Genomic DNA, 20374 nt, shown 5'->3' with positions numbered 1-20374 from the left:
AATGCCGCCGCCGCAGTGGGCGCGGCCGACGGTGTTGCCGACGGTGCGGGCAGCGGCACGTTCACTGATTGCGGAGCGGCCGCCAGCGACAGCGGCAGGGCCAGCAGCAGGCCGGCGAAGAGGAGCTTATTCATCGGCAGCAGAGGTTTCCAGCGCTGCGCCGACCGGTTCCGGACGGGTCGGCTTGGGTTGTGACTCGTCCACCGGCAACGGGCCACCGGCGGCACTCCAGGCATGCATGTCGGCCTCGGCCAGCAGCGGGTAATCGCGGTCGGCCAGCATCGCGGCATCTTCGCTGGCCTGCGCATCGCTGCCCGCAGCGGGGCGGACATCGCTGGCTGGCAGCGCCTCGACGGTGACCGGCCCGGCCTCACCCACCACGCCTTCGGGCAGGGGGCCATCGGCAGTCAGCGCACGGCCCTGCCAATGGCGCCAGCCCAACGCAGCCAGCAGCAGCACCGCCACGGTGATCAACAGGATCACCGGGCCACGCCAGCGCGGCTTGGCATTGGGGCGGCGACGCTTGCCGCTTGCAGATGCGCGTTCGTCGCGCGGCGGTGCACGCCAGCTGGACGCAGGCGCCTGGTTGTTGGCCGCTGGCGCGGACGGTTGCTGCAGCTGCTGCAGGCGCTTGGCCGGCAGGTCGCGGACACGCAGCTGCACCTGTTCGGCCAGAGCGCGCCATGCAGCGGCGTCGGGCTGGCCATCGGCATCGCGTGGGCAGGCCGTGGCCAACAGGCGCTGATAGCCTTCGTCGTCGACATCCAGAACGCGGGTGGCGATGCCTTCGTCCAGGCTGCCCCCCACCCGCAGCAGCAAGGCCAGCCGCGGCAAGGGGGCCATCTCGCCCAGCGCGGCCAATGAAGGTGGCCACTGACCGGTGGCCGGCTCGCGCAGCGCCTGGCGCTGGCCCAGCAGGGTCCAGAAGCGGCTGGGCCACTGCGCCATCGGCAGGTCGCTGGCGACCGCGGCGAAGGCGCGCATCACCGCCACCAGCGTCTGTTCGGCACGGGCGGGGTCACCGCACTGCAGTTCGGCCACGACCAAGGCACGGCGTTCGACGCCACGCAGAAATGCCGACAGCGCGCCGGCCGCGGTCGAGGAAACAGGGGCGGGCACAGCCGTCATCGGTCACTCCAAAGGTCTGCCGGCATGATAGCGGCAGCCCATCACTGCCCGGCAGGACTTGCGATTGCAGACGCTTTCTGCTGCAGGTTGTGCACAGCACCACGCGGGAACCGGGCGATTCCTGCGTGAATGGCTGAATTCACCCTGTTTCAGCAATGTTTCACACTTAAGTTATTGATTTCAATTGCATTTAAAGTGTGGCTATTTTTTGACCAACCGAAGCGTGAGGCCGTCACCATCGGCCTCATACGGCGCCATGAGCCGCTAACGCACAGACTTATCCACAGAAGATGTGGATAAGACTGAATCTCCAATAGACACCGATATTTAGGTGACATTTATGATTCGCCGGAGGGCATGCCAGTCGCATCTGCCACTGCCATGCGCCCTCGCATGGGCCGTTACACTGACCCGATGCTCGCCCCTGAATCCGGCCCTGTCCCGACCCTGCAGGTCGCCCTGCCCGTGCCCCTGCCGCGCCTGTTCGACTACCTGCCACCGCAGGGCGAAGGCCCGACGGTAGCGGTCGGCTGCCGGCTGAAGGTGCCGTTCGGCAACCGCGAACTGATCGGCGTGGTGGCCGGCCACGGGCAAACCGAGGACAGCCAGGGCCTGCGCCAGGCACTGGCCTGGTGTGACACGACACCACTGCTGCAGGGCGAGTTGTGGCAGAGCCTGCAGTGGCTGGCCCGCTATACCCACGCCCCCTTGGGCGAAGTACTGAGCACCGCCCTGCCCGGCCCGCTGCGGCATGGCGAACCGCTGCCCGACACCCATCACTGGGGCTGGCAGCTGACAGCCGAAGGCCATGCCCAGCGCGAGAAGCTGCGCGCCGGCAGCCGACCGCGGCAATTGGCCGAGCTGCTGGCCGAAGCCGTGGTGGACGAAGATGTCCTGTCCGCACGCATGCAGGACTGGCGGGTGGCCGCACGCAGCCTGGGCAAGCGCGACCTGGCCGAGCGCATCGCCCTGAGCGTGGCGCCGCAGCACGCCCAGCCCCTGCCCGGCCCCACCCTCAATGCGGAGCAGGCCGAAGCGGTGGCCGCGATCACCGCCGCCGAAAGCTTCCAGGCATTCCTGCTGGACGGGGTGACCGGCAGCGGCAAGACCGAGGTCTACCTGCAGGCCATCATCCATTGCCTGGCGCAGGGCAGRCAGGCCCTGGTGCTGGTGCCCGAGATCGGCCTGACCCCGCAGACCCTGGCGCGCTTCCGCGGCCGTCTCGGCATCGCCGTGCACGCGTTGCACTCGGGGCTGACCGACAACGAACGCGCGCGGGTCTGGGCTGCGGCCTCGCGCGGCGAAGCACGGGTGATCGTGGGCACGCGTTCGGCGGTGTTCATTCCGCTGCCGCAGCCCGGCCTGCTGATCGTGGACGAAGAGCACGACGGCAGCTACAAGCAGCAGGACGGCATCCGCTACCATGCACGTGATTTCGCTCTGGTGCGGGCCAAGGCGCAGGGCATTCCGGTGCTGCTGGGCAGCGCCACGCCGTCATTGGAAACCCTGCACAACGCCTATGCCGGCCGCTATGCGCACCTGCGCCTGAAACAGCGCGCCGGTGATGCCCGACCGCCGCGCGTGCGCATCCTCGACGTCCGCAAGCGTCCGCTGCGCGATGGCCTTTCCGCCGACGTACTGGCCGGCATCGGCGAACACCTGCAGCGTGGCCAGCAGGTGCTGGTGTTCAAGAACCGCCGCGGCTATGCGCCGGTGCTGCTGTGCCACGACTGCGGCTGGACCGCACCCTGCAACCGCTGCGATGCACCGATGACCGTGCATGGCGGTGGCCGTCGCCTGCAATGCCATCACTGCGGTGCGCGGCAGCCGGCACCACTGGCCTGCCCCGCCTGCGGCAGCCTGGCCCTGCAGCCACAGGGCATCGGCACCGAGCGGCTGGAAGAACACCTGGTCAGTGCCTTCGCCRATTTCCCGGTGGTGCGCATCGACCGTGGCACCACCGCCCGCCGCGATGCGCTGGAGCAGCAGCTGGCCAAGCTCGGCAACGCGCCCGGCATCCTGGTCGGCACGCAGATCCTGGCCAAGGGCCACGACCTGCCCAAGCTGACGCTGGTGGTGGTGGTGGGCATCGACGAAGGCCTGTTCTCGGCCGATTTCCGCGCCAGCGAAAAACTGGCGCAGCAGCTGATCCAGGTAGCCGGCCGCGCCGGTCGCGCGCGCGATCCGGGTGAAGTGTGGCTGCAGACCCATCATCCGGGCCATCCGCTGCTGGAGACACTGGTCAACGGTGGCTACCACCCGTTCGCCCAGGCCGAACTCAACCAGCGCCAGGCGGCAGGTTTTCCACCATTCGCGCACCTGGCATTGATGCGTGCCGAAGCACAGCAGGTCGAGCATGCCAACGCGTTCCTGCTCGCTGCGCGGAAACTGCTGGGTGAACAGGACATGGTAGAGGCCTACGGGCCGATGCCGGCGCCGATGCCACGCCGTGCCGGTTATCAGCGAACGCAGCTGCTGCTGTCGGCGGCACAGCGGCCGCCGCTGCATGGGGTACTGGCACAGCTGGTGCCGCAGTTGTACGCGCTGCCGGAGGCACGCAAGGTGCGCTGGTCGCTGGATGTGGATCCGACGGATCTGTACTGAGGGCAATACGCTGGGGTCAGAGCCCACCCGCTGGGTGGGATCCGACCCCGATGGCTTGAGGTCGGATCCCTTTCCGCAGAAAAGGGCTCTGACCCCGAACGTCGCGCCTTCGCTTACGTCATCGGTGACATCACGCCGCGCTGGTACGCCGGACGTTCGCGCAGGCGTGCATACCACTCGGCCTGGTGCGGCAGGTCCGGGCGCTGGATCGGCAGTTCGAACCAGGCGTAGATCAACGAGCCCAACGCGATGTCACCCATGGCGAACGTGTCGCCCGACAGCCACGGCTGCTTGGCCAGGGTTGCGTTGGGCAGCGCCAGGAAATCACCCGCGCGCACGATCGCTGCATTGATGCGCGCCTCATCGCGGTCGGCCGGTGCGGTGCGCATGATGCCCCAGATCAGTTCGGAGTACAGCGGCGCCATCCGCGAGGTGCTCCAGTCCATCCACTTTTCGGCCTGGGCGCGCTCCATCGGATCTTCGGCATACAGCGTGCCCAGCGAATAGCGCGCACTGAGGTAGCGCACGATGGTGTTCGACTCCCACAGCGGCAGGCCGTGGTCTTCGATCACCGGCACCAGGCCGTTCGGGTTCATCGCCACGTACTCCGGCGACTGCGTGCCACCGTGGCTGCCACCCACTTCGATGGACTCGTACGGCAGGCCGATTTCCTCGGCGCACCACAGCACCTTGCGGACGTTGCTGGAGAACTACACGCTTCTGGCAGCAGGACTGGTGATGCTGGTGCTCGGGTACCGGCGCTCGAACCGCAACATGCTGCTGTGCGCCGGCGTGCTGCTGCTGGCCTTCAATGGCGTTGAAGACTTCGCCAACGGATTTGCGGAAGGCCATGCCGGCTCCAGCGCACGTACGCTGTAGCCACACCATGTCTTCTGCAGTGCTGCGCGACCGGCACACGCTGGGCAACGCCCGGCGCTACCGGTTCTTCTTCGGCAGCGCGCGTACGTAGGAGGACTTACCGTCCTTCTTGAGTTCGAACAAACCGATCGCCGCCAGCAGGTCACTGAGTTTGCCGTAACCGTAGTTGCGCGGATCGAACGAGGCCTGGTTGCCGATCTGGCTGCCGACCGGACCCAGGTGCGACCAGCCATCCTCGCCTTCTGCCGAGGACACCGCACGGCGCAGCATCTTCACAAGGCGCGTATCGCTGCGCATTTCCGCCCCGCTCTTGCGTGGGCGCGCATCATCGCTGGTGGCCTGCTCGCTGGGCGCCTGTCCGTTCGATGATTGTTCGTTCGCTGCCTGCTCCACATCCTGCACGCTGGCGTGGGTCTGGCCCAACGCTTCGAGGTAGGTGAACTTCGAGCACGCGTTGACGAAGGGTTCCGGCGTTTTCTTTTCGCCGAAGCCATACACCTTTACGCCATCGGTCAGCAGGCGCATCACCATCGGAGTGAAGTCGGCATCGCTGGACACGATCGCGAAGCCATCGAGGTTGCGCGCGTACAGCAGATCCATCGCGTCGATCACCATCGCCATGTCCGACGCGTTCTTGCCCTTGCTGTAGGCGAACTGCTGGATCGGGCGGATCGCGTACTCGTGCAGCACCGCCTCCCAGCCCTTCAGTCGTGGGCTCTTCCAGTTGCCGTAGGCACGGCGGACGTTGGCCACACCGTAGCGCGCGACCTCGGCCAGGACTTCGTCGATCTTCGAGGCCGGTGCATTGTCGGCGTCGATCAACAGGGCGATGCGCTTTTCCGGTTCGCTCATGGACTCCTCACGGGCAGTTGCCTGAACCCGAGTATCGCCGATCCCGATGCACGCTGACGTGACAAGGAGCGACCGTGCGAAGATGCCAGGCACTTCCCCCATGCCCCCCTGGAGTGAGTCGATGAGTCGTGATCGCGTCCCCCACCTGGTCGTTGTCGGCGGCGGTTTCGCCGGCCTGTGGGCCACCCGTGCGCTGGCCCGCGAACGCATACGCATCACCCTGGTCGACCGTCGCAACCACCACCTGTTCCAGCCGCTGCTTTACCAAGTGGCCACCGCTGGGCTGTCCGCTCCGGATATCGCCGCACCGCTGCGCCACATCCTCGGCCACCAGCGCAACGTGGAGGTGCGGCTGGGCGAAGTGGTGGCCATCGACAAGCAGGCCCGCCAGGTACGCATGGCCGATGGCAGCACGCTGGACTACGACAGCCTGCTGCTGGCCACCGGCGCCACCCACGCCTACTTCGGCCACGACGAATGGGCGGACGATGCGCCCGGCCTGAAGACCCTGGACGATGCCATCGCCCTGCGCCGCAAACTGCTGCTGGCGTTCGAACGCGCCGAAGCCGAGCCGGACCCGGAAAAGAAGGCGGCATGGCTGAGCTTTGCCGTGGTGGGGGGTGGCCCGACCGGGGTCGAGCTGGCCGGCACCCTCGCGGAAATCGCCAGGCATACGCTGCGCAATGAATTCCGCCACATCGATCCGGCCAGCGCCAAGGTGCGGCTGGTCGAGGCCGGTCCGCGCGTGTTGTCCACCTTCCCCGAAGTGCTTTCGCTGAAGGCACGCCGACAGCTGGAAAAGCTGGGCGTGGAAGTGATGACCGGCACGCCGGTGAGCCACATCGATGGACAGGGCTTCAAGCTGGGCGACCACTTCGTGCCCGCGCGCACCGTGGTCTGGGCCGCCGGCGTGGCCGCCTCACCGCTGGCGCGCACGCTGGACGTGCCGCTGGACCGCGCCGGTCGCGTGCAGGTGCAGCCCGACCTAACCCTGTCTGGTCACCCGGAACTGTTCGTGGCCGGCGACCTCGCTGCGCTGAACCAGGCCAACGGCAAGCCGGTACCGGGCGTTGCGCCTGCCGCCAAGCAGATGGGCAAGTACGTGGCGGACGTGATTCGCGCGCGCCTGCATGGCAAGGCAGCACCCGGACCGTTCAAGTACGCCGACTTCGGCAACCTGGCCACCATCGGCCGCATGGCCGCGATCGTGCACCTGGGCAAGCTCCAGCTGTCCGGCGTGCTGGCCTGGTGGTTCTGGCTGGCCGCGCACGTGTTCTTCCTGATCGGGTTCCGCAACCGCGTCGTGGTGCTGTTGAACTGGGCGGTGGCGTACTGGAGCTACCAGCGCAGCGCGCGGATCATCTTCGGCGATGACCGCGAAGACCGGCGACCGAAGCGGTAGATCCACGCCATGCGTGACCTCTCGACCGACACAGTAGATCCACGCCATGCGTGGATGAATTTCTGTGCAGGTTGCATGGAGCACAGCCACGCATGGCGTGGCTCTACTGCTTCATCGGGCCTGGATCATGTCCGGTAGAAATCTTCGCGGTAGGTAGCGCGGCGAGCGCCCTCGACCGACACAGTAGATCCACGCCATGCGTGGATGAAGTTCTGCGCAGGCTGCATGGAGCGCAGCCACGCATGGCGTGGCTCTACTGCTTCATCGGGCCTGGATCATGTCCGGCAGAAATCTTCGCGGTAGGTAGTGCCGCGGGCACATCCTCGACCGGCACAGTAGATCCACGCCATGCGTGGATGAATTTCTGTGCAGGCCGCAGGGAGCGTAGCCACGCATGCCGTGGATTCACCGTTTCATCGGGCCGCCGGGCACACGCCGTTTCGACCATGCCCGGCAGAAATCTTCCTTCCTCGCGGTATCGGCAATCTGTGCGGCACTCCAATGCCGGGTGATCCAGATCGCCAACGCGGTGCTGCTCAGGTGCCAGCGCAGCATGTCGTGCTGCGGCTGCCGCCACAGGTGGCGGCGGGCAATCCAGTAGGCCTCCCGCTCGACATCCGGCACCTTCTTCTTCATCGCATCCTTGTCGAAAAACTGCGCGGTGAAGCTCCAGGGGTTGATCGGTTGGTGCCCCATGCGCGGCTCACTGCTGCATGCCGCCACACCACTGGGCGCGCGGTCGGCGGGCTGCGGCCAGCCCTCCACCCAAGCGAGCCCAAGCAGGTACAACAGCCCCGGTAGCAGGTCAACGAAGGCCAGCAACAGCAGTAGCGCGATCCATGCACGGCCCGCAGCACGCATGCGTCACTCCGCCTTCGGCTTCGGGTACCACAGCGCGTTGACGATGACCCAGCGCTGCTCGAAGCGGCCCATGTGGAAGTAGTCGACGAACCACGGGGTTTCCAGCCGCACCGATGCGGCGTTGCCGGTCACGTCCAGCACCGTGCAGCGGCGATCCCATTGATCTTTCGGGGTCTTCAACGCGCCCTGCTTCGTCAGCGCAACCAGCTCTTCCTTCGACATCCGGCGCAGGCCCAGGCGCTCGTCCGGTGTATCACCGAGCACCGCGCGCTTGGCCAGGTCCGGATGCAGGGAACGGGCGACGCGCTGYGGGTCGGCTTCCAGTTGACCGTCGACGTAGTCGTGGCAGGTGGCATCGATGGCTGCGATCGTGGCGGCGTCGGCGGCAGGGCTTGCTGCTGCGGAAAGTGCGAACAACAGGGCAACGGTGGACATCCGGGTCTCCAGCGCTGAGGGCTGGGCGATCATGGCATGGCCGGATGCGCCCCATCCACGCATGGCGTGGATCTACTGCAACAGCCACGCCAGTTTGCGTTCGCGCGGCTGCCGCTTGAGCTCCCATTCGGCACGCGAGGCCGCTGCCCGGTCCGGGTACTCACGCACCGCCAGGACCCGCAGTGGCGGCCGCGACCGGGTGTAGCGGGCCCCCTTGCCGGCCTGGTGAGCAGCAAAGCGGGCCTGCACGTCGGTGCTGATGCCGGCGTAATAGCTGCCGTCGCGGCATTCGAGCAGGTACAGGAACCACGGGCGGGAGGGCGAAACCATGGCCGGATTATGCCGTGCTGCACTGCAGCGGATATACTGGCGACCGAATGCAGGAGAGAGGCGCCGCGCTGGCGCCCGCCGAAGGCGCAGGCTCCCATGATCGCTCAGGCCGGTGGGCTGGAATCCCACCAACCATGCATTCGACTCGCCGAGCTGGAGAGAGGTCACCGGGCACGCCCGGGACGATCCGCCGAAGGGGCACGCGGCTCACGCCGCTGAACTCTCAGGCAAAAGGACAGCGGGAGCGGCACCGGTCATCGTCATCCCGTCATTGCGCAGGCAGTGGCGGTATGTGCGCATGGCCGGCCCCACCGCGCCCGGAGCCTGTCCCATGCTGCTGTCCATCATCTACCTTATCGCCATTTCCGCCGAAGCCATGACCGGTGCCCTGTCTGCCGGCCGCCGCCGCATGGACCTGTTCGGCGTGGTCATGATCGCCTGTGTCACCGCCCTCGGTGGCGGCTCGCTGCGCGACATCCTGCTCGGCCACTATCCGCTGGGCTGGGTGAAACACCCGGAGTACCTCGGTTTCACTGTGTGCGCCGCACTGATCGCCACCTGGGTGGCGCGCTGGATGCACCACTTCCGCCGCACCTTCCTGGTGCTCGATGGCCTGGGCCTGATCGCCTTCACCCTGATCGGCTGCTCGATCGCGCGCGAGGCCGGCCATGCACTCCCGATCGTGCTGATCGCCGGCATGCTCACCGGCGCCTTCGGCGGCGTGCTGCGCGACATCCTCTGCAACGAGGTGCCGTTGATCTTCCAGAAGGAGCTGTACGCCATCATCTCGCTGCTGACCGGTGCGGTGTATCTGCTGTTGCTGCACTGGGGCGTGGCCGATGCCACGGCGATCCTGTGCTGCCTGRGCGGTGGTTTCGCCATGCGTCTGCTGGCGATCCATTACCGCTGGGAAATGCCCAAGTTCGTGTACCACGACGAAGTACATTGAGCGCTGGCCGGCACTACCGGCGGGGTGGCATGACCAAGGTCACGCGGCGACCGCCCGCGTAAACCGCTACCATTGGCGCCCCGTCGCACGCGCGACGGCATCCAGCCACGCCGCGCCTGCGGCCCCGCCAGACAATCCCCCTCCCCCGCTGCCCGTGGCCCTTCGTGGTGCCGACGGGCCCGCATGACCCTGCGTGCACGCAGGGCGCAGGATGCCCCATGTCTGTCGCCGAAAACTCCCGCTCACGTCGTGCCCGCCTGCTGCTGGTCGTTGCCGGTCTTGCCTTTGTCGCTGGCCTGGCGTGGTGGCTGTGGCCGCGGGCCGAGGCGGGCAGTGGCGAAGCCGGCAGCGGCAAGACGGTGCCTGTACGCATCGCCCTTGCCAGCGCCGAGCCGCTGGTGCTGCGGATGAAGGCGGTCGGTACGGTCACTCCGCTGCACAGCGTGGTGGTGCGCAGCCGCGTGGACGGCGAACTGATGCGCCTGCATTTCCAGGAAGGTCAGCAGGTCAACGCCGGCGACCTGCTGGCACAGATCGATCCCCGCCCCTACCAAGTGAAGCTTGCGCACGCACAGGGTACGCAGCAGCAGAACCTGGCCGAGCTGGAGAATGCCGAGCGCCAGCTGCAGCGCTACCGCGAACTGCAGCGACAGAACTACGTGTCGGCACAGGAACTGAGCGACCAGCAGAGCAAGGTGCGGCAGCTGCAGGGGCGCCGCCTCAGCGACCAGGCATCGGTGGACGAAGCACGCCTGCAGTTGCAGTACACGCGCATCATCGCCCCGGTCAGCGGCCGTGTCGGCCTGCGCCGGCTGGACGTAGGCAACCTGGTGCACGCCAGCGATACCGAAGGCCTGGTCACGCTGGCGCAGACGGCGCCGATCAGCGTGCTGTTCACCGTGCCCGAGCCGGAGCTTCCCGCCCTGCTCGATGCCGTGCAGGCGCAGCCGGCGCTGGCGGTGGAAAGCTGGGACCGCGAAGAACGACGGCAGCTCGCCAGCGGCACCCTGTCCAGCGTCGACAACCGCATCGATACCGCCACCGGCACGCTGAAGCTGCGCGCGCAGTTCGACAACGCCGACCAGGCGCTGTTCCCCAACCAGTTCGTCAATGTGCGCCTGCAGCTGGGTGAGCATCCCGCGCTGCTGATTCCCGATGCCGCCGTGCAGTTCGGCAGCCAGGGCAACTACGTGCACATCGTCGACAAGGACAACAAGGCACAACGTCGCTCGGTGGTGCTCGGTCCGGCCGACGCCGGACGCGTGGCGGTGCGTTCCGGCCTGGTGGCTGGTGACAAGGTGGTGATCGAAGGCATCGACGGGCTGGAAGACGGCACCGCGGTGGAGATCATCACCGAGGAGGCATCGACCAGGGCCGGCGCATGAACCTCTCGCGCGCCTTCATCCTGCGCCCGGTCGCCACCACCCTGCTGATGGTGGCGCTGCTGCTGTCCGGGGTACTGGCCTATCGCCTGCTGCCGGTGGCGGCGCTGCCGCAGGTCGACTATCCGATCATCCAGATCACCACGCTGTACCCCGGTGCCAGCCCCGAGCTGACCACGCGCACCATCACCGCGCCGCTGGAGCGCCAGCTCGGGCAGATCCCCGGCCTGAAGCAGCTGTCGTCCACCAGTTCCGGGGGGGCATCGGTGATCACTCTGCAGTTCGGCCTGGAGGTGTCGCTGGGCGTGGCCGAACAGGACGTGCAGGCGGCGATCAACGCCGCCGGCAGCTTCCTGCCCGGCGACCTGCCGGTGCCGCCGGTGTATCGCAAGGTCAATCCGGCCGACACGCCGATCCTGACCCTGGCGGTGACCTCGCAGGGCCTGTCACTGCCCCAGGTGCATGACCTGGTCGATACCCGCATCGCCCAGCGCTTGGCGCAGTTGCCGGGTGTGGGCCTGGTCAGCCTGGCCGGTGGCCAGCGCCCCGCCGTGCGCATCCAGGTCAATCCGGCCGCGCTGGCCGCCAACAACCTGGGCATGGACCACATCCGCACTGCGATTGCCGCAGCCAACGTCAACCTGCCCAAGGGCAGCTTCGATGGCCCGATCCGCGCGGTGATGCTCGATGCCAACGACCAGATGCGCAGCGTTGCCGAATACCGCGCACTGGTGCTGGCCTGGCGTGAGGGCGCACCGCTGCGGCTGGGCGATGTGGCCACCATCACCGACGGCGCCGAGAACCGCCAGCTGGCGGCATGGAGCGGCACCACCCCGGCGGTGCTGGTGAACATCCAGCGCCAACCCGGTGCGAACGTCATCGCCGTGGTCGGACAGGTGCGTGCGTTGCTGCCGCAGCTGCAGGCCACGCTGCCGGCCGGCGTGCAGATGACCGTGCTCAGCGACCGCACCGAATCGATCCGCGCGTCCGTGCGCGGCGTACAGAAGGAACTGGTGCTGGCCATCGCGCTGGTGGTGCTGGTCACCTGGGTATTCCTGCGCAACCTGCCGGCTACGCTGATTCCCAGCGTGGCGGTGCCGCTGTCGCTGATCGGTACGTTCGCGGTGATGCTGCTGGCCGGCTATTCGCTCAACAACCTCACGCTGATGGCGTTGACCATCGCCACCGGCTTCGTGGTGGACGATGCGATCGTGATGCTGGAGAACATCGCCCGCCACTTGGAAGACGGCGAAAGCCCGCGCGAGGCAGCGCTGAAAGGTGCCAGCGAGATTGGCTTCACCCTGGTGTCGCTGACGGTCTCGTTGATCGCCGTGCTGATCCCGCTGCTGTTCATGGCCGACCTGGTGGGCGCGCTGTTCCATGAGTTCGCAGTGACGCTGGCGGTGGCCATCGGCATTTCGCTGCTGGTGTCGCTGACCTTGACGCCGATGCTGTGTGCGCGCTTCCTGAAACCACATGCCAAAGGGTCAGYGCCCCACGGGAATCTGACCCCGCCCGGGTCGGATCCGGTCAGGGCTCCGACCCCGAAGCGCGACGTGTTCGATCGCATCATTGCCCTCTACGACCGACAGCTGCGCTGGGTACTGCAGCGCCAGCCACTGATGCTGCTGGCGACCGTGGCCACGCTTGCGCTGACGGTGGCGCTGTATTTCGCCGTGCCGAAGGGCTTCTTCCCGGTGCAGGATGCCGGCCTGGTGCAGGGCATCAGCGAAGCCCCGCAGGCGATCTCGTTCCAGGCCATGCGCGAGCGCCAGCTTGCCTTGGCCACGGCCATTGAACAGGACCCGGCCGTGGCCAGCCTGTCTTCCTACATCGGCGTGGACGGCAACAATGCCGCCCTCAACACCGGCCGCCTGCTGATCGAACTGAAGCCACATGGCGAGCGCGAGGGCGCCGATGTGGTGATGGCGCGGCTGCAGCAACGCGTGGCGAGGATTCCCGGCATCACCCTGTACCTGCAACCGGTGCAGGAGCTGGGCATCGAAGACCGCATCAGCCGCAACCAGTACCAGTTCACCCTGACCACGCCGGACCTGCAGACGCTGGAAACCTGGACCCCAAAGCTGTTGCACGCGCTTCGCCAATCGTCGGCGCTGCGTGATGTGGCCAGTGACCTGCAGATGCAGGGCCGGCAGGCCAGGGTGAGCATCGACCGCGATGCCGCCGCACGCCTTGGCGTGAGTGTGGAAGCGGTGGCCGACGCACTGTACGACGCCTATGGGCAACGGCAGATCTCGACCATATTCACCCAAGCCAGCCAGTACCGGGTGGTGCTTGAGGCCGATCCGGCGCGGCAACCGGGGCCGGAGGCGATCAGCGGCCTGCGCGTGCGCAGCAGCAACGGCCAGACCGTGCCGCTGGGCGCGGTGGCGCGCGTCGAGCAGGGGCCAACGGCGCTGCTGCGCAACCATGTCGGTCAGTTCCCGGCGGCCACGCTGTCGTTCAACCTTGCGCCCGGCGCATCGCTGGGCGAAGCGGTGGATGCCGTGCATGCCGCGCAGGCACAGGTGGCATTGCCGCAGAGCATCGAGCTGCGCCTGCAGGGCGCGGCGGCGGCCTTCAGCAGTTCGCTGTCGAGCACGCTGTGGCTGATCCTGGCGGCGGTGGTGGTGATGTACATCGTGCTGGGCGTGCTCTACGAGAGCTTCATCCACCCCATCACCATTCTCTCCACCCCGCCCTCGGCGACCGTGGGCGCCCTGGCCGCGTTGTGGGTGAGCGGACGCAGCCTGGACCTGATCGCAGTGATCGGCATCGTGCTGCTGATCGGCCTGGTGAAGAAGAACGCGATCATGATGATCGACTTCGCGCTGGACGCGCAGCGCACGCGCGGCATGAGCCCGCGTGAGGCGATCCACCAGGCGGCGCTGCTGCGCTTCCGGCCGATCCTGATGACCACCCTGGCCGCGCTGTTCGGCGCGGTACCGCTGATGCTGGCCAGTGGCTCGGGCGCAGAGCTGCGGCAGCCGCTGGGCTGGGTGATGGTGGGTGGCCTGATGGTCAGCCAGGTGTTGACGCTGTTCACCACGCCGGTGATCTACCTGGCCTTCGACCGTCTGCAGCGTCGCCGCGCGACAGCACCGGCAACCGCTGGCGAGGCCGGCGCATGACCCCTGTAGCACGCCTGGCACAGGCCTGCGTGCAGCGTCCGGTGGCGACCATCCTCTTGGCGGTGGCGCTGGTACTGGCCGGCCTGCTGGCGCTGCGCCTGCTGCCGGTGGCACCGCTGCCCCAGGTCGACTATCCCGCCATTGAAGTCAGTGCCAGCCTGCCCGGCGCCTCGCCCGAATCGATGGCGGCCACCGTCGCCACGCCGCTGGAGCGTGCGCTGGGCAGCCTGCCCGGCATCTCGCGCATCGATTCGGCCAGCACCCAGGGGAAGACCGAGATCGAACTGAAGTTCGTGCTCGGCCGCGACATCGACGAGGCCGCGCGCGAAGTGCAGGCCGCGATCAACCTCGCCCGCGGCCAGCTGCCCAGCGGCATGCCGGGCATGCCGCAGTACCGCAAGGTCAATCCGTCGCAGGCGCCGATCCTGGCGCTGGCGCTGACCTCCGATACGCTCTCGCCGGGACAGCTGTACGACCTGGGTTCGACCGTGCTGGCGCAGAAGCTGTCGCAGGTGCCGGGCGTGGGCGAAGTGCAGGTGGGCGGCAGCGCGCTGCCGGCGGTTCGCGTGTCGCTGGACCCCAATGCTCTCAATCACGCAGGCCTGGCACTGGAAGACGTGGCACAGGCAATCAGCCGCGCCAATGCAGTGCGCCCACTGGGTGCGGTCGCAGGCGCGCAGCAGCACTGGCAACTGGAAGCGCCGCTGCAACTGCGCCAGGCAACGCAGTATCGCCAGCTGGCGCTGAAGGCCAGCGATGACCGCCTGCTGCGGCTGGGCGATGTCGCTGCCGTCGTCGATGGCGTGGAGGATCGCTATGCCAGTGGCTTCCACAACGAACGCCCCGCCGTGCTGCTGATCGTCAGCCGCCAGCCCGGCGCCAACATCATCGCCACCGTCGATGCCATCCAGGCGCAGTTGCCGCAGCTGCACGCCCTGCTGCCCAGCACGGTGGACATGCGCCTGGTGATGGACCGCTCGCCGGTGATCCGCGCCACCCTGCACGAAGCAGAAGTGACCCTGCTGCTGGCGATCGCGCTGGTGGTACTGGTGGTGCTCGGCTTCCTCGGCCACTGGCGCGCAGCACTGGTACCCAGCGTGGCGATTCCGGTGGTGCTGTTCGGCACGCTGGCGTTGATCGCGCTGATGGGCTTCTCGCTCAATACGCTCTCGCTGATGGCCCTGATCGTGGCGGCGGTACTGGTGGTGGAYGACGCCATCGTGGTGCTGGAGAACATCGCGCGCCATCGCGAGCTGGGCGCCGACCGCTGGCAGGCGGCGGTGCGCGGTGCGTCCGAAGTAGGCGCCACCCTGCTGTCGATGAACCTGGCGCTGGCGGTGGTGTTCGTCTCGATCCTGTTCCTGGACGATTTCGTCGAGCGCCTGTTCCGCGAATTCTCGCTGACCCTGGTAGCGGCGATGACGGTATCGGTACTGGTGGCACTCAGCCTGGTGCCGATGCTGTGCGCGCGCCTGTTCGTCGATGACACACAACAACCCTCGCGCTGGCAACGCGGCAGCAATGCGCTGTTCGAGCGCGTGCGTGGCACCTATCTGCGCACCCTGCAGGCAAGCCTGCGTCACCTGCGCTGGCCCTTGCTGGCCTTCGTGGCAGTGATCGCACTCAACGCCTGGCTGTTCCAGCAGGTACCCAAGGGCATCGTTCCGCAGCAGGACACCGCACAGCTGCGCGGCTTCGCGCGTGGCGATGACGGCCTGTCCTTCCAGGCGATGCAGCCGAAGATCGATGCCTACCGCAGACTGCTGCTGTCCGACCCGGCCATCGAGGACATCATCGGGTATATCGGTGGCAGCAACGGGGTCAACAACGCCTTCATCATGATCAAGATGAAGCCGCTGGCCGAGCGCGGTGTCTCCAGCCAGCAGGTGATCGATCGCCTGCGCGCGCGCCTGCCCAAGCTGCCCGGCGGCAATCTGTACCTGTGGGTGGACCAGGACATCCGCTTGGAAGGCGCCGGCAGCAGCGGCAAATACGAATTCCAGCTGCTGTCAGCGGACACCGCACCCTTGCGCCAATGGGCACCGAAGGTCGCTGCTGCGCTGCGTGGCCTGCCGGAACTGGTGGACGTGGAAGCGCAGGGCGAGGCCGGCATGCGCCAGGTGATGCTGGACATCGACCGCGAGGCAGCGGCGCGCCACGGCGTGGACCTGCGCATTGTGGCCAACATGCTCAACAACGCCTTCAGCCAGCGCCAGGTCGCCACGTTGTACGACAGCCTCAACCAGTACCGGGTGGTGATGGAGCTGGACCCGAAGCACACCCAGGACCCGGGCACGCTGGCACGGCTGCAGGTGATCGATGGCAGCGGCCAGCGCATTCCCCTGTCGAGCATCGCCAGCTGGCGCTATGGCATGGCGCCGGACCGCGTGTATCACAGCGAGCAGTTCGCCTCGATCTGGATCGAGTTCGCACTGGCGCCGGGCGTGGGCCTGGAACAGGCCACCCTGGCCATTGATGCGGCGATGGCCAAACTGATGCTGCCGCGCTCGGTGCAGGCCAGGCTTTCCGGCGAGGCCGATGGCCTGGAGCAGCTGCGTTCGCGCCAGTTGTGGCTGGTACTGGGTGCGACGCTGGCGGTGTACCTGGTGCTGGGCATCCTCTACGAGAGTTTCCTGCAGCCATTGGTGATCCTGTCCACGCTGCCGTCGGCCGGCATCGGGGCGTTGCTGGCGCTGTGGCTGTTCGGCAACGAACTGAACCTGATCGCCCTGCTCGGCCTGTTCCTGCTGGTGGGCGTGGTGATGAAGAACACGATCCTGCTGGTCGACTTCGCCCTGGCCGGCGAACGCCGCGGGCTGAGTGCGCAGGATGCAGTGATGGAAGCGGCACGATTGCGCCTGCGGCCGATCCTGATGACCTCGCTGGCGGCACTGCTGGGTACGTTGCCGCTGATGCTGGCCAACGGTGAAGGTTGGGAGCTGCGGCAGCCGCTGGGCATCGCCATCGTCGGCGGGTTGCTGGTCAGCCAGTGGTTGACGCTGTACACCACGCCGGCGATGTATCTGGCGTTGGCGCGAGTACGGGCGGGGCGGTGAGCGAGGCGGCTTCATCCACGCATGGCGTGGGTCTACTGCGGCCATCGACGGTTCGGGTCTCACGCCCCCCCGGCGATGTACCTGGCGCTGTCGCACATACGCAGCGCCAGGCGCATCGCCGGTGCAGACGGGCCGGTCTCCAACTCCGACCGGCCCTGATCGCGGCCGCACCCCCGCAGGCACTGGCCGCCATCCACACACGTGCCGCACTCAAGCGGCTTCGGACACCTTCATCTCACGGCGGGCGCGCACGGCAGCGGCAAGCCGCTCCAGCACCTGCACGGTGGTGTCCCAATCAATGCAGCCATCGGTGATGCTCTGGCCGTAGACCAGCGGCTGGCCTTCCACCAGTTCCTGGCGACCGCCGACCAGATGGCTTTCGACCATCACACCGACGATGCGCTGCTCGCCATCTTCCAGCTGGATGGCGATGTCTTCGATCACCTTCGGCTGGTTTTCGTGGTTCTTCAGGCTGTTGGCGTGGCTGGCATCGATCATCAGGCGCGTCGGCAGCTTGGCCTTGGCCAGCGCCTGGCAGGCATCGGCCACGCTGGCCGCATCGTAGTTCGGCTGCTTGCCACCACGCAGGATCACATGGCAGTCGGGGTTGCCGGTGGTGGAGACGATGGCGGTGCCGCCCTGCTTGGTGACCGACAGGAAGTGATGCGGATTGGAGGCCGCGCCCACGGCATCGGCGGCGATCTTGACGTTGCCGTCGGTGCCGTTCTTGAAGCCGACCGGGCACGACAGCCCCGACGCAAGTTCACGATGCACCTGGCTTTCGGTGGTGCGTGCGCCGATCGCGCCCCATGCCACCAGGTCGGCGATGTACTGCGGCGAGATCACGTCGAGGAACTCGACGCCGGCCGGCAGGCCGAGCTTGTTGATGTCGCGCAGCAGGCCACGGGCGATGCGCAGGCCCTTGTCGATCTTGAAGCTGCCGTCCAGGTCCGGATCGTTGATCAGGCCCTTCCAGCCCACCGTGGTGCGTGGCTTCTCGAAGTACACGCGCATGACGATTTCCAGCTCGCCGGCCAGCGCATCGCGCAGCGGCTTCAGGCGCTGTGCGTACTCGATGGCGGCTTTCGGATCGTGGATCGAGCACGGCCCGACCACCACCGCCAGGCGGTCGTCGCGGCCATGCAGGATCTGGTGCAGGGCGGCGCGCGAAGCGCTGACGGTGTCGGAGGCTTCGTCATCGCAGGRCAGCATCGCCAGCAGCTGGGCAGGCGGTGTCAGCGGTTCGATGGTGCGGATACGCAGGTCGTCGGTGTGCGGGGGCATGGTGAGGGGTCTCTACGGAACGTTGGGGGTCCGCAGCGTGGCGACATGAAAAAAGCCGCCAGGTTCGCTGGCGGCTTTCGGGAATGCGTCTGAAGCTTTCTTCAGGGTGAGCGCAATCCTTCCTCCGCCGGGGGCTTCGGAAAGTAATACCAATAAAAGCTGGCGTGGGCTGCGTTCATGGGATCTATTGATAACACAGGGTTTTGGCGGGTGCCAACTGTTTCATCCGCAACTGCGGGCGCGGTTCAGCGGACTATCGGCCGCCATGCACTTCCACATCCAGCAGCAGCGTCTCGTGGATGTCGACCCAACGCTCCACCACGCGGTCCAGTTCCTGCCTGGCCTCATCAAGCTGTTCGGGGTTGAGCATGGACCTGGCCGTATACAGATCGGACACCAGCTGCCGCAGCGTGGCTTCCTGGATGGCCACCACCGGCCCTTCCAGGCCGGGCACCTGCAGCGCTGGACTGCTGCCCAGCGCTCCGTACAACGTCACCTGGATCTTGCTCTGCATGCTCGACTTCCCTGCGGGTGGACACGGCCGAGCGCCATCTTTACCCGGAATGGATGACACGCGCATGTGCCACGAGGGTGCTGGAATGCCGTCCGATGAGGCGATGGCGCATGGGGTCTCCCTTGAAGGTCATGGGGTTGCCGGCCAGCGGCCGGCACTACCGGGAAACGCGGGTGAACGGTACGGCGCTACAGCGAGCGCAGCGCGCGCTTGCGGATGTATGTATTGGCTGCGCTGTCGTGCGTTGACTGCCACCGCGTGCATACATCGCGCACCCATCCGGGCTGGCTCTTGCCTGCGTCGTTCAGCCAGTTGCCGACCGAGTCCTGCACATAGCGCTCGGGATCGTCAGCGAGGGCCTCCAGCAGGGGCAACGCGTGCTCGGGTTGCTGCTTGAACAGCGCAATGTGCGTGGCCCATACACCGCGGGGGCGAAGCGCCTCACAGGCGAAGCGGCGCTGATGCGGCGAGCGCTGCTGCGTCCAGGGTTGCAGCAGGGCAAGCGCTTCCAGCGGCTCGGCGACGATATCGCTGCGCAAGGCCAACCATGCCCATTCGCGCACACCGAAGTGCGGATCATCTGCCAGTGAACGCATGGCCTGCAGCTTGTCGGCCAATGCCGCCTGCGCGTCGCCGCCGATCAGATAGCAGGCCCATCCGCGCACGGTGTCCGAGGGATGCGCCTGCCAGCAGTGCACGTCACCCTGCCCTGCCTCGCGCAGTACCGCTGCGGCCAATGCCATGCGCTGGGTGATTCCCTTGCCTGCAGCGGCGCGCATGCGCTGCATGGATGCCTGGGGCAAGGTTGGTGCCACCGCCTGCAGCAGTGTGGCGAAATCCACTGCGAGGCACTCGGCCAGGTGCGTGCTGGATACGCTGCCCGCATTGAGTGCCTGCAGGCGTGCCGTGCCGATGGTGCCGCTCATGTGCCTGTTTCCTGGCCTGCGTCGGTGTGTCGCCAGACTTTTTCCAGCAGCAGCGACAACTGCACCTGTTCACCGGAATCAAGGCCGTTGAACAGTCCACCGATCCAATGGGTGTGCTGGTCGAACAGATCGTCAGCCAGGCGCTTGCCGCGCGCGGTCAGCACGATCTGCAGACGGCGGCCATCCTCGGCATCGTTGCGTCGCTGCAGCAGGCCGTCACGCTGCAGGCCATCGAGCAACCCGCTGATGGTGGCGCGGGTGACGCCAGCGCGCTCGGCCAACGCGTGCGGAGGCAACGTGCCACCAGCACCGTGCAGCAGGAACAGCACAATGAAACGGCCCTCGCTGAGGCCGTGCGGCGCCAGGCGTGAAGCGCAGTCACGGTCGATCGCGCTGGACAAGGCCAGCAGCTGGAAGCACAGGCGCAGCTGGGCCAGGTGGGGATCGCCGCGACGGCCAGCCTCCTGGATGAGAGCCGTGTGTTTTGCTTCAAGCATCCATCATATCCGTGATGRTTAGGTGCCTTATTATATTTTCGATCCCGCAGGGCGCAAGTCCGGACCGGGCTGCCGCAGGGCATGACGCGGCGCCGCCCCGGGGCCTGGATGGGGTCGACCGGCGCCAGCAGCCAAAGCTGCGGT

Annotated in this window: 17 protein-coding genes and 2 riboswitches; of the genes, 7 read left to right on the top strand and 10 right to left on the bottom strand. The window is 67.1% G+C overall.

The features are described from left to right. Window positions 1-126 precede the first annotated feature (126 nt). Window positions 127-1128: a hypothetical protein gene (locus AC1VAN_RS00320; protein ID WP_032976476.1), complete on the bottom strand. Its 1002-nt coding sequence runs from the start codon at window positions 1126-1128 to the stop codon at window positions 127-129. Window positions 1129-1542: 414 nt separating this feature from the next. Between AC1VAN_RS00320 and AC1VAN_RS00315 the strand changes: the two genes are divergently transcribed. Next, window positions 1543-3732, top strand: a complete 2190-nt coding sequence (locus AC1VAN_RS00315; RefSeq protein WP_480985060.1) for a primosomal protein N' — start codon at window positions 1543-1545, stop codon at window positions 3730-3732. A 113-nt stretch (window positions 3733-3845) separates the two neighbouring features. On the opposite strand, the gene AC1VAN_RS00310 is transcribed toward AC1VAN_RS00315, so the two are convergent. Then, the gene (locus AC1VAN_RS00310; RefSeq protein WP_480985059.1) at window positions 3846-4421 is read right to left on the bottom strand and encodes a glutathione S-transferase family protein; all 576 of its coding nucleotides are present in this window, start codon (window positions 4419-4421) and stop codon (window positions 3846-3848) included. Window position 4422: 1 nt separating this feature from the next. Here AC1VAN_RS00310 and AC1VAN_RS00305 point away from each other — a divergent pair, with 1 nt between their 5' ends. After that, window positions 4423-4611, top strand: coding sequence for a hypothetical protein (locus AC1VAN_RS00305; RefSeq protein WP_480985058.1), 189 nt, complete (start codon window positions 4423-4425; stop codon window positions 4609-4611). 57 nt (window positions 4612-4668) lie between these two features. Here AC1VAN_RS00305 and AC1VAN_RS00300 read toward each other — a convergent pair whose 3' ends face one another. Then, entirely contained in the window at window positions 4669-5463 is a 795-nt protein-coding gene (locus AC1VAN_RS00300) for an NYN domain-containing protein (RefSeq protein ID WP_025879390.1), read from the bottom strand. Between the two features lie 121 nt (window positions 5464-5584). Between AC1VAN_RS00300 and AC1VAN_RS00295 the strand changes: the two genes are divergently transcribed. Beyond that, window positions 5585-6865 carry an NAD(P)/FAD-dependent oxidoreductase gene (locus tag AC1VAN_RS00295; protein WP_032976474.1) on the top strand — a complete coding sequence of 427 codons (1281 nt, stop codon included), beginning with the start codon at window positions 5585-5587 and terminating at the stop codon, window positions 6863-6865. Window positions 6866-7270: 405 nt separating this feature from the next. On the opposite strand, the gene AC1VAN_RS00290 is transcribed toward AC1VAN_RS00295, so the two are convergent. The 3 genes from AC1VAN_RS00290 to AC1VAN_RS00280 all read right to left on the bottom strand — a co-directional run bounded on the left by AC1VAN_RS00290 (window position 7271) and on the right by AC1VAN_RS00280 (window position 8491). Beyond that, window positions 7271-7726 (bottom strand): hypothetical protein, encoded by a 456-nt coding sequence (locus AC1VAN_RS00290; RefSeq protein WP_032976473.1) that lies wholly within the window; start codon window positions 7724-7726, stop codon window positions 7271-7273. Between the two features lie 3 nt (window positions 7727-7729). After that, the gene (locus tag AC1VAN_RS00285; RefSeq protein ID WP_032976471.1) at window positions 7730-8161 is read right to left on the bottom strand and encodes a nuclear transport factor 2 family protein; all 432 of its coding nucleotides are present in this window, start codon (window positions 8159-8161) and stop codon (window positions 7730-7732) included. Between the two features lie 72 nt (window positions 8162-8233). After that, entirely contained in the window at window positions 8234-8491 is a 258-nt protein-coding gene (locus AC1VAN_RS00280) for a GIY-YIG nuclease family protein (RefSeq protein WP_032952084.1), read from the bottom strand. Window positions 8492-8531: 40 nt separating this feature from the next. After that, a riboswitch (glycine riboswitch) is annotated at window positions 8532-8621 on the top strand. A 13-nt stretch (window positions 8622-8634) separates the two neighbouring features. Further along, window positions 8635-8738, top strand: a riboswitch (glycine riboswitch). An 84-nt stretch (window positions 8739-8822) separates the two neighbouring features. On the opposite strand from AC1VAN_RS00280, the gene AC1VAN_RS00275 reads away from it, so the two are divergent. From AC1VAN_RS00275 to AC1VAN_RS00260, 4 genes are all read left to right on the top strand, one after another. Continuing rightward, window positions 8823-9440 (top strand): trimeric intracellular cation channel family protein, encoded by a 618-nt coding sequence (locus AC1VAN_RS00275; RefSeq protein WP_480985057.1) that lies wholly within the window; start codon window positions 8823-8825, stop codon window positions 9438-9440. A 218-nt stretch (window positions 9441-9658) separates the two neighbouring features. Continuing rightward, complete coding sequence (locus AC1VAN_RS00270; protein ID WP_442251677.1) at window positions 9659-10825, top strand: MdtA/MuxA family multidrug efflux RND transporter periplasmic adaptor subunit; 1167 nt, start codon at window positions 9659-9661, stop codon at window positions 10823-10825. Then, entirely contained in the window at window positions 10822-13953 is a 3132-nt protein-coding gene (locus tag AC1VAN_RS00265; RefSeq protein ID WP_480985056.1) for a multidrug efflux RND transporter permease subunit, read from the top strand. The genes AC1VAN_RS00270 and AC1VAN_RS00265 overlap by 4 nt, the downstream gene beginning before the upstream one ends. After that, on the top strand, window positions 13950-17009 hold the full coding sequence (locus AC1VAN_RS00260; RefSeq protein WP_442251679.1) for an efflux RND transporter permease subunit: 3060 nt from the start codon (window positions 13950-13952) through the stop codon (window positions 17007-17009). Before AC1VAN_RS00265 ends, AC1VAN_RS00260 begins: the two co-directional genes overlap by 4 nt. 210 nt (window positions 17010-17219) lie before the next feature. Here the strand turns inward: AC1VAN_RS00260 and AC1VAN_RS00255 are convergent, their stop codons facing one another. From AC1VAN_RS00255 to AC1VAN_RS00240, 4 genes are all read right to left on the bottom strand, one after another. Beyond that, window positions 17220-18293 carry a 3-deoxy-7-phosphoheptulonate synthase gene (locus AC1VAN_RS00255; RefSeq protein ID WP_480985055.1) on the bottom strand — a complete coding sequence of 358 codons (1074 nt, stop codon included), beginning with the start codon at window positions 18291-18293 and terminating at the stop codon, window positions 17220-17222. A gap of 253 nt (window positions 18294-18546) precedes the next feature. Then, window positions 18547-18807, bottom strand: coding sequence for a hypothetical protein (locus tag AC1VAN_RS00250; RefSeq protein WP_025878654.1), 261 nt, complete (start codon window positions 18805-18807; stop codon window positions 18547-18549). Window positions 18808-18995: 188 nt separating this feature from the next. Then, on the bottom strand, window positions 18996-19733 hold the full coding sequence (locus tag AC1VAN_RS00245; RefSeq protein WP_442251681.1) for a DNA alkylation repair protein: 738 nt from the start codon (window positions 19731-19733) through the stop codon (window positions 18996-18998). Then, window positions 19730-20230, bottom strand: coding sequence for a MarR family winged helix-turn-helix transcriptional regulator (locus tag AC1VAN_RS00240; protein WP_282279422.1), 501 nt, complete (start codon window positions 20228-20230; stop codon window positions 19730-19732). The genes AC1VAN_RS00245 and AC1VAN_RS00240 overlap by 4 nt, the downstream gene beginning before the upstream one ends. Window positions 20231-20374 lie beyond the last annotated feature (144 nt).

This window comes from Stenotrophomonas sp. 05L44_2, from assembly GCF_056665995.1.
Note: the sequence above shows the minus strand (reverse complement) of the source record. Positions and strands in the feature narration are given on the sequence as shown.

Coding starts and splice junctions, on each gene's coding strand:
- AC1VAN_RS00320 (WP_032976476.1), bottom strand. CDS start 1,128: ATGACGGCTGTGCCCGCCCCTGTTTCCTCGACCGCGGCCGGCGCGCTG.
- AC1VAN_RS00300 (WP_025879390.1), bottom strand. CDS start 5,463: ATGAGCGAACCGGAAAAGCGCATCGCCCTGTTGATCGACGCCGACAAT.
- AC1VAN_RS00295 (WP_032976474.1), top strand. CDS start 5,585: ATGAGTCGTGATCGCGTCCCCCACCTGGTCGTTGTCGGCGGCGGTTTC.
- AC1VAN_RS00290 (WP_032976473.1), bottom strand. CDS start 7,726: ATGCGTGCTGCGGGCCGTGCATGGATCGCGCTACTGCTGTTGCTGGCC.
- AC1VAN_RS00280 (WP_032952084.1), bottom strand. CDS start 8,491: ATGGTTTCGCCCTCCCGCCCGTGGTTCCTGTACCTGCTCGAATGCCGC.
- AC1VAN_RS00270 (WP_442251677.1), top strand. CDS start 9,659: ATGTCTGTCGCCGAAAACTCCCGCTCACGTCGTGCCCGCCTGCTGCTG.
- AC1VAN_RS00250 (WP_025878654.1), bottom strand. CDS start 18,807: ATGCAGAGCAAGATCCAGGTGACGTTGTACGGAGCGCTGGGCAGCAGT.
- AC1VAN_RS00245 (WP_442251681.1), bottom strand. CDS start 19,733: ATGAGCGGCACCATCGGCACGGCACGCCTGCAGGCACTCAATGCGGGC.
- AC1VAN_RS00240 (WP_282279422.1), bottom strand. CDS start 20,230: ATGCTTGAAGCAAAACACACGGCTCTCATCCAGGAGGCTGGCCGTCGC.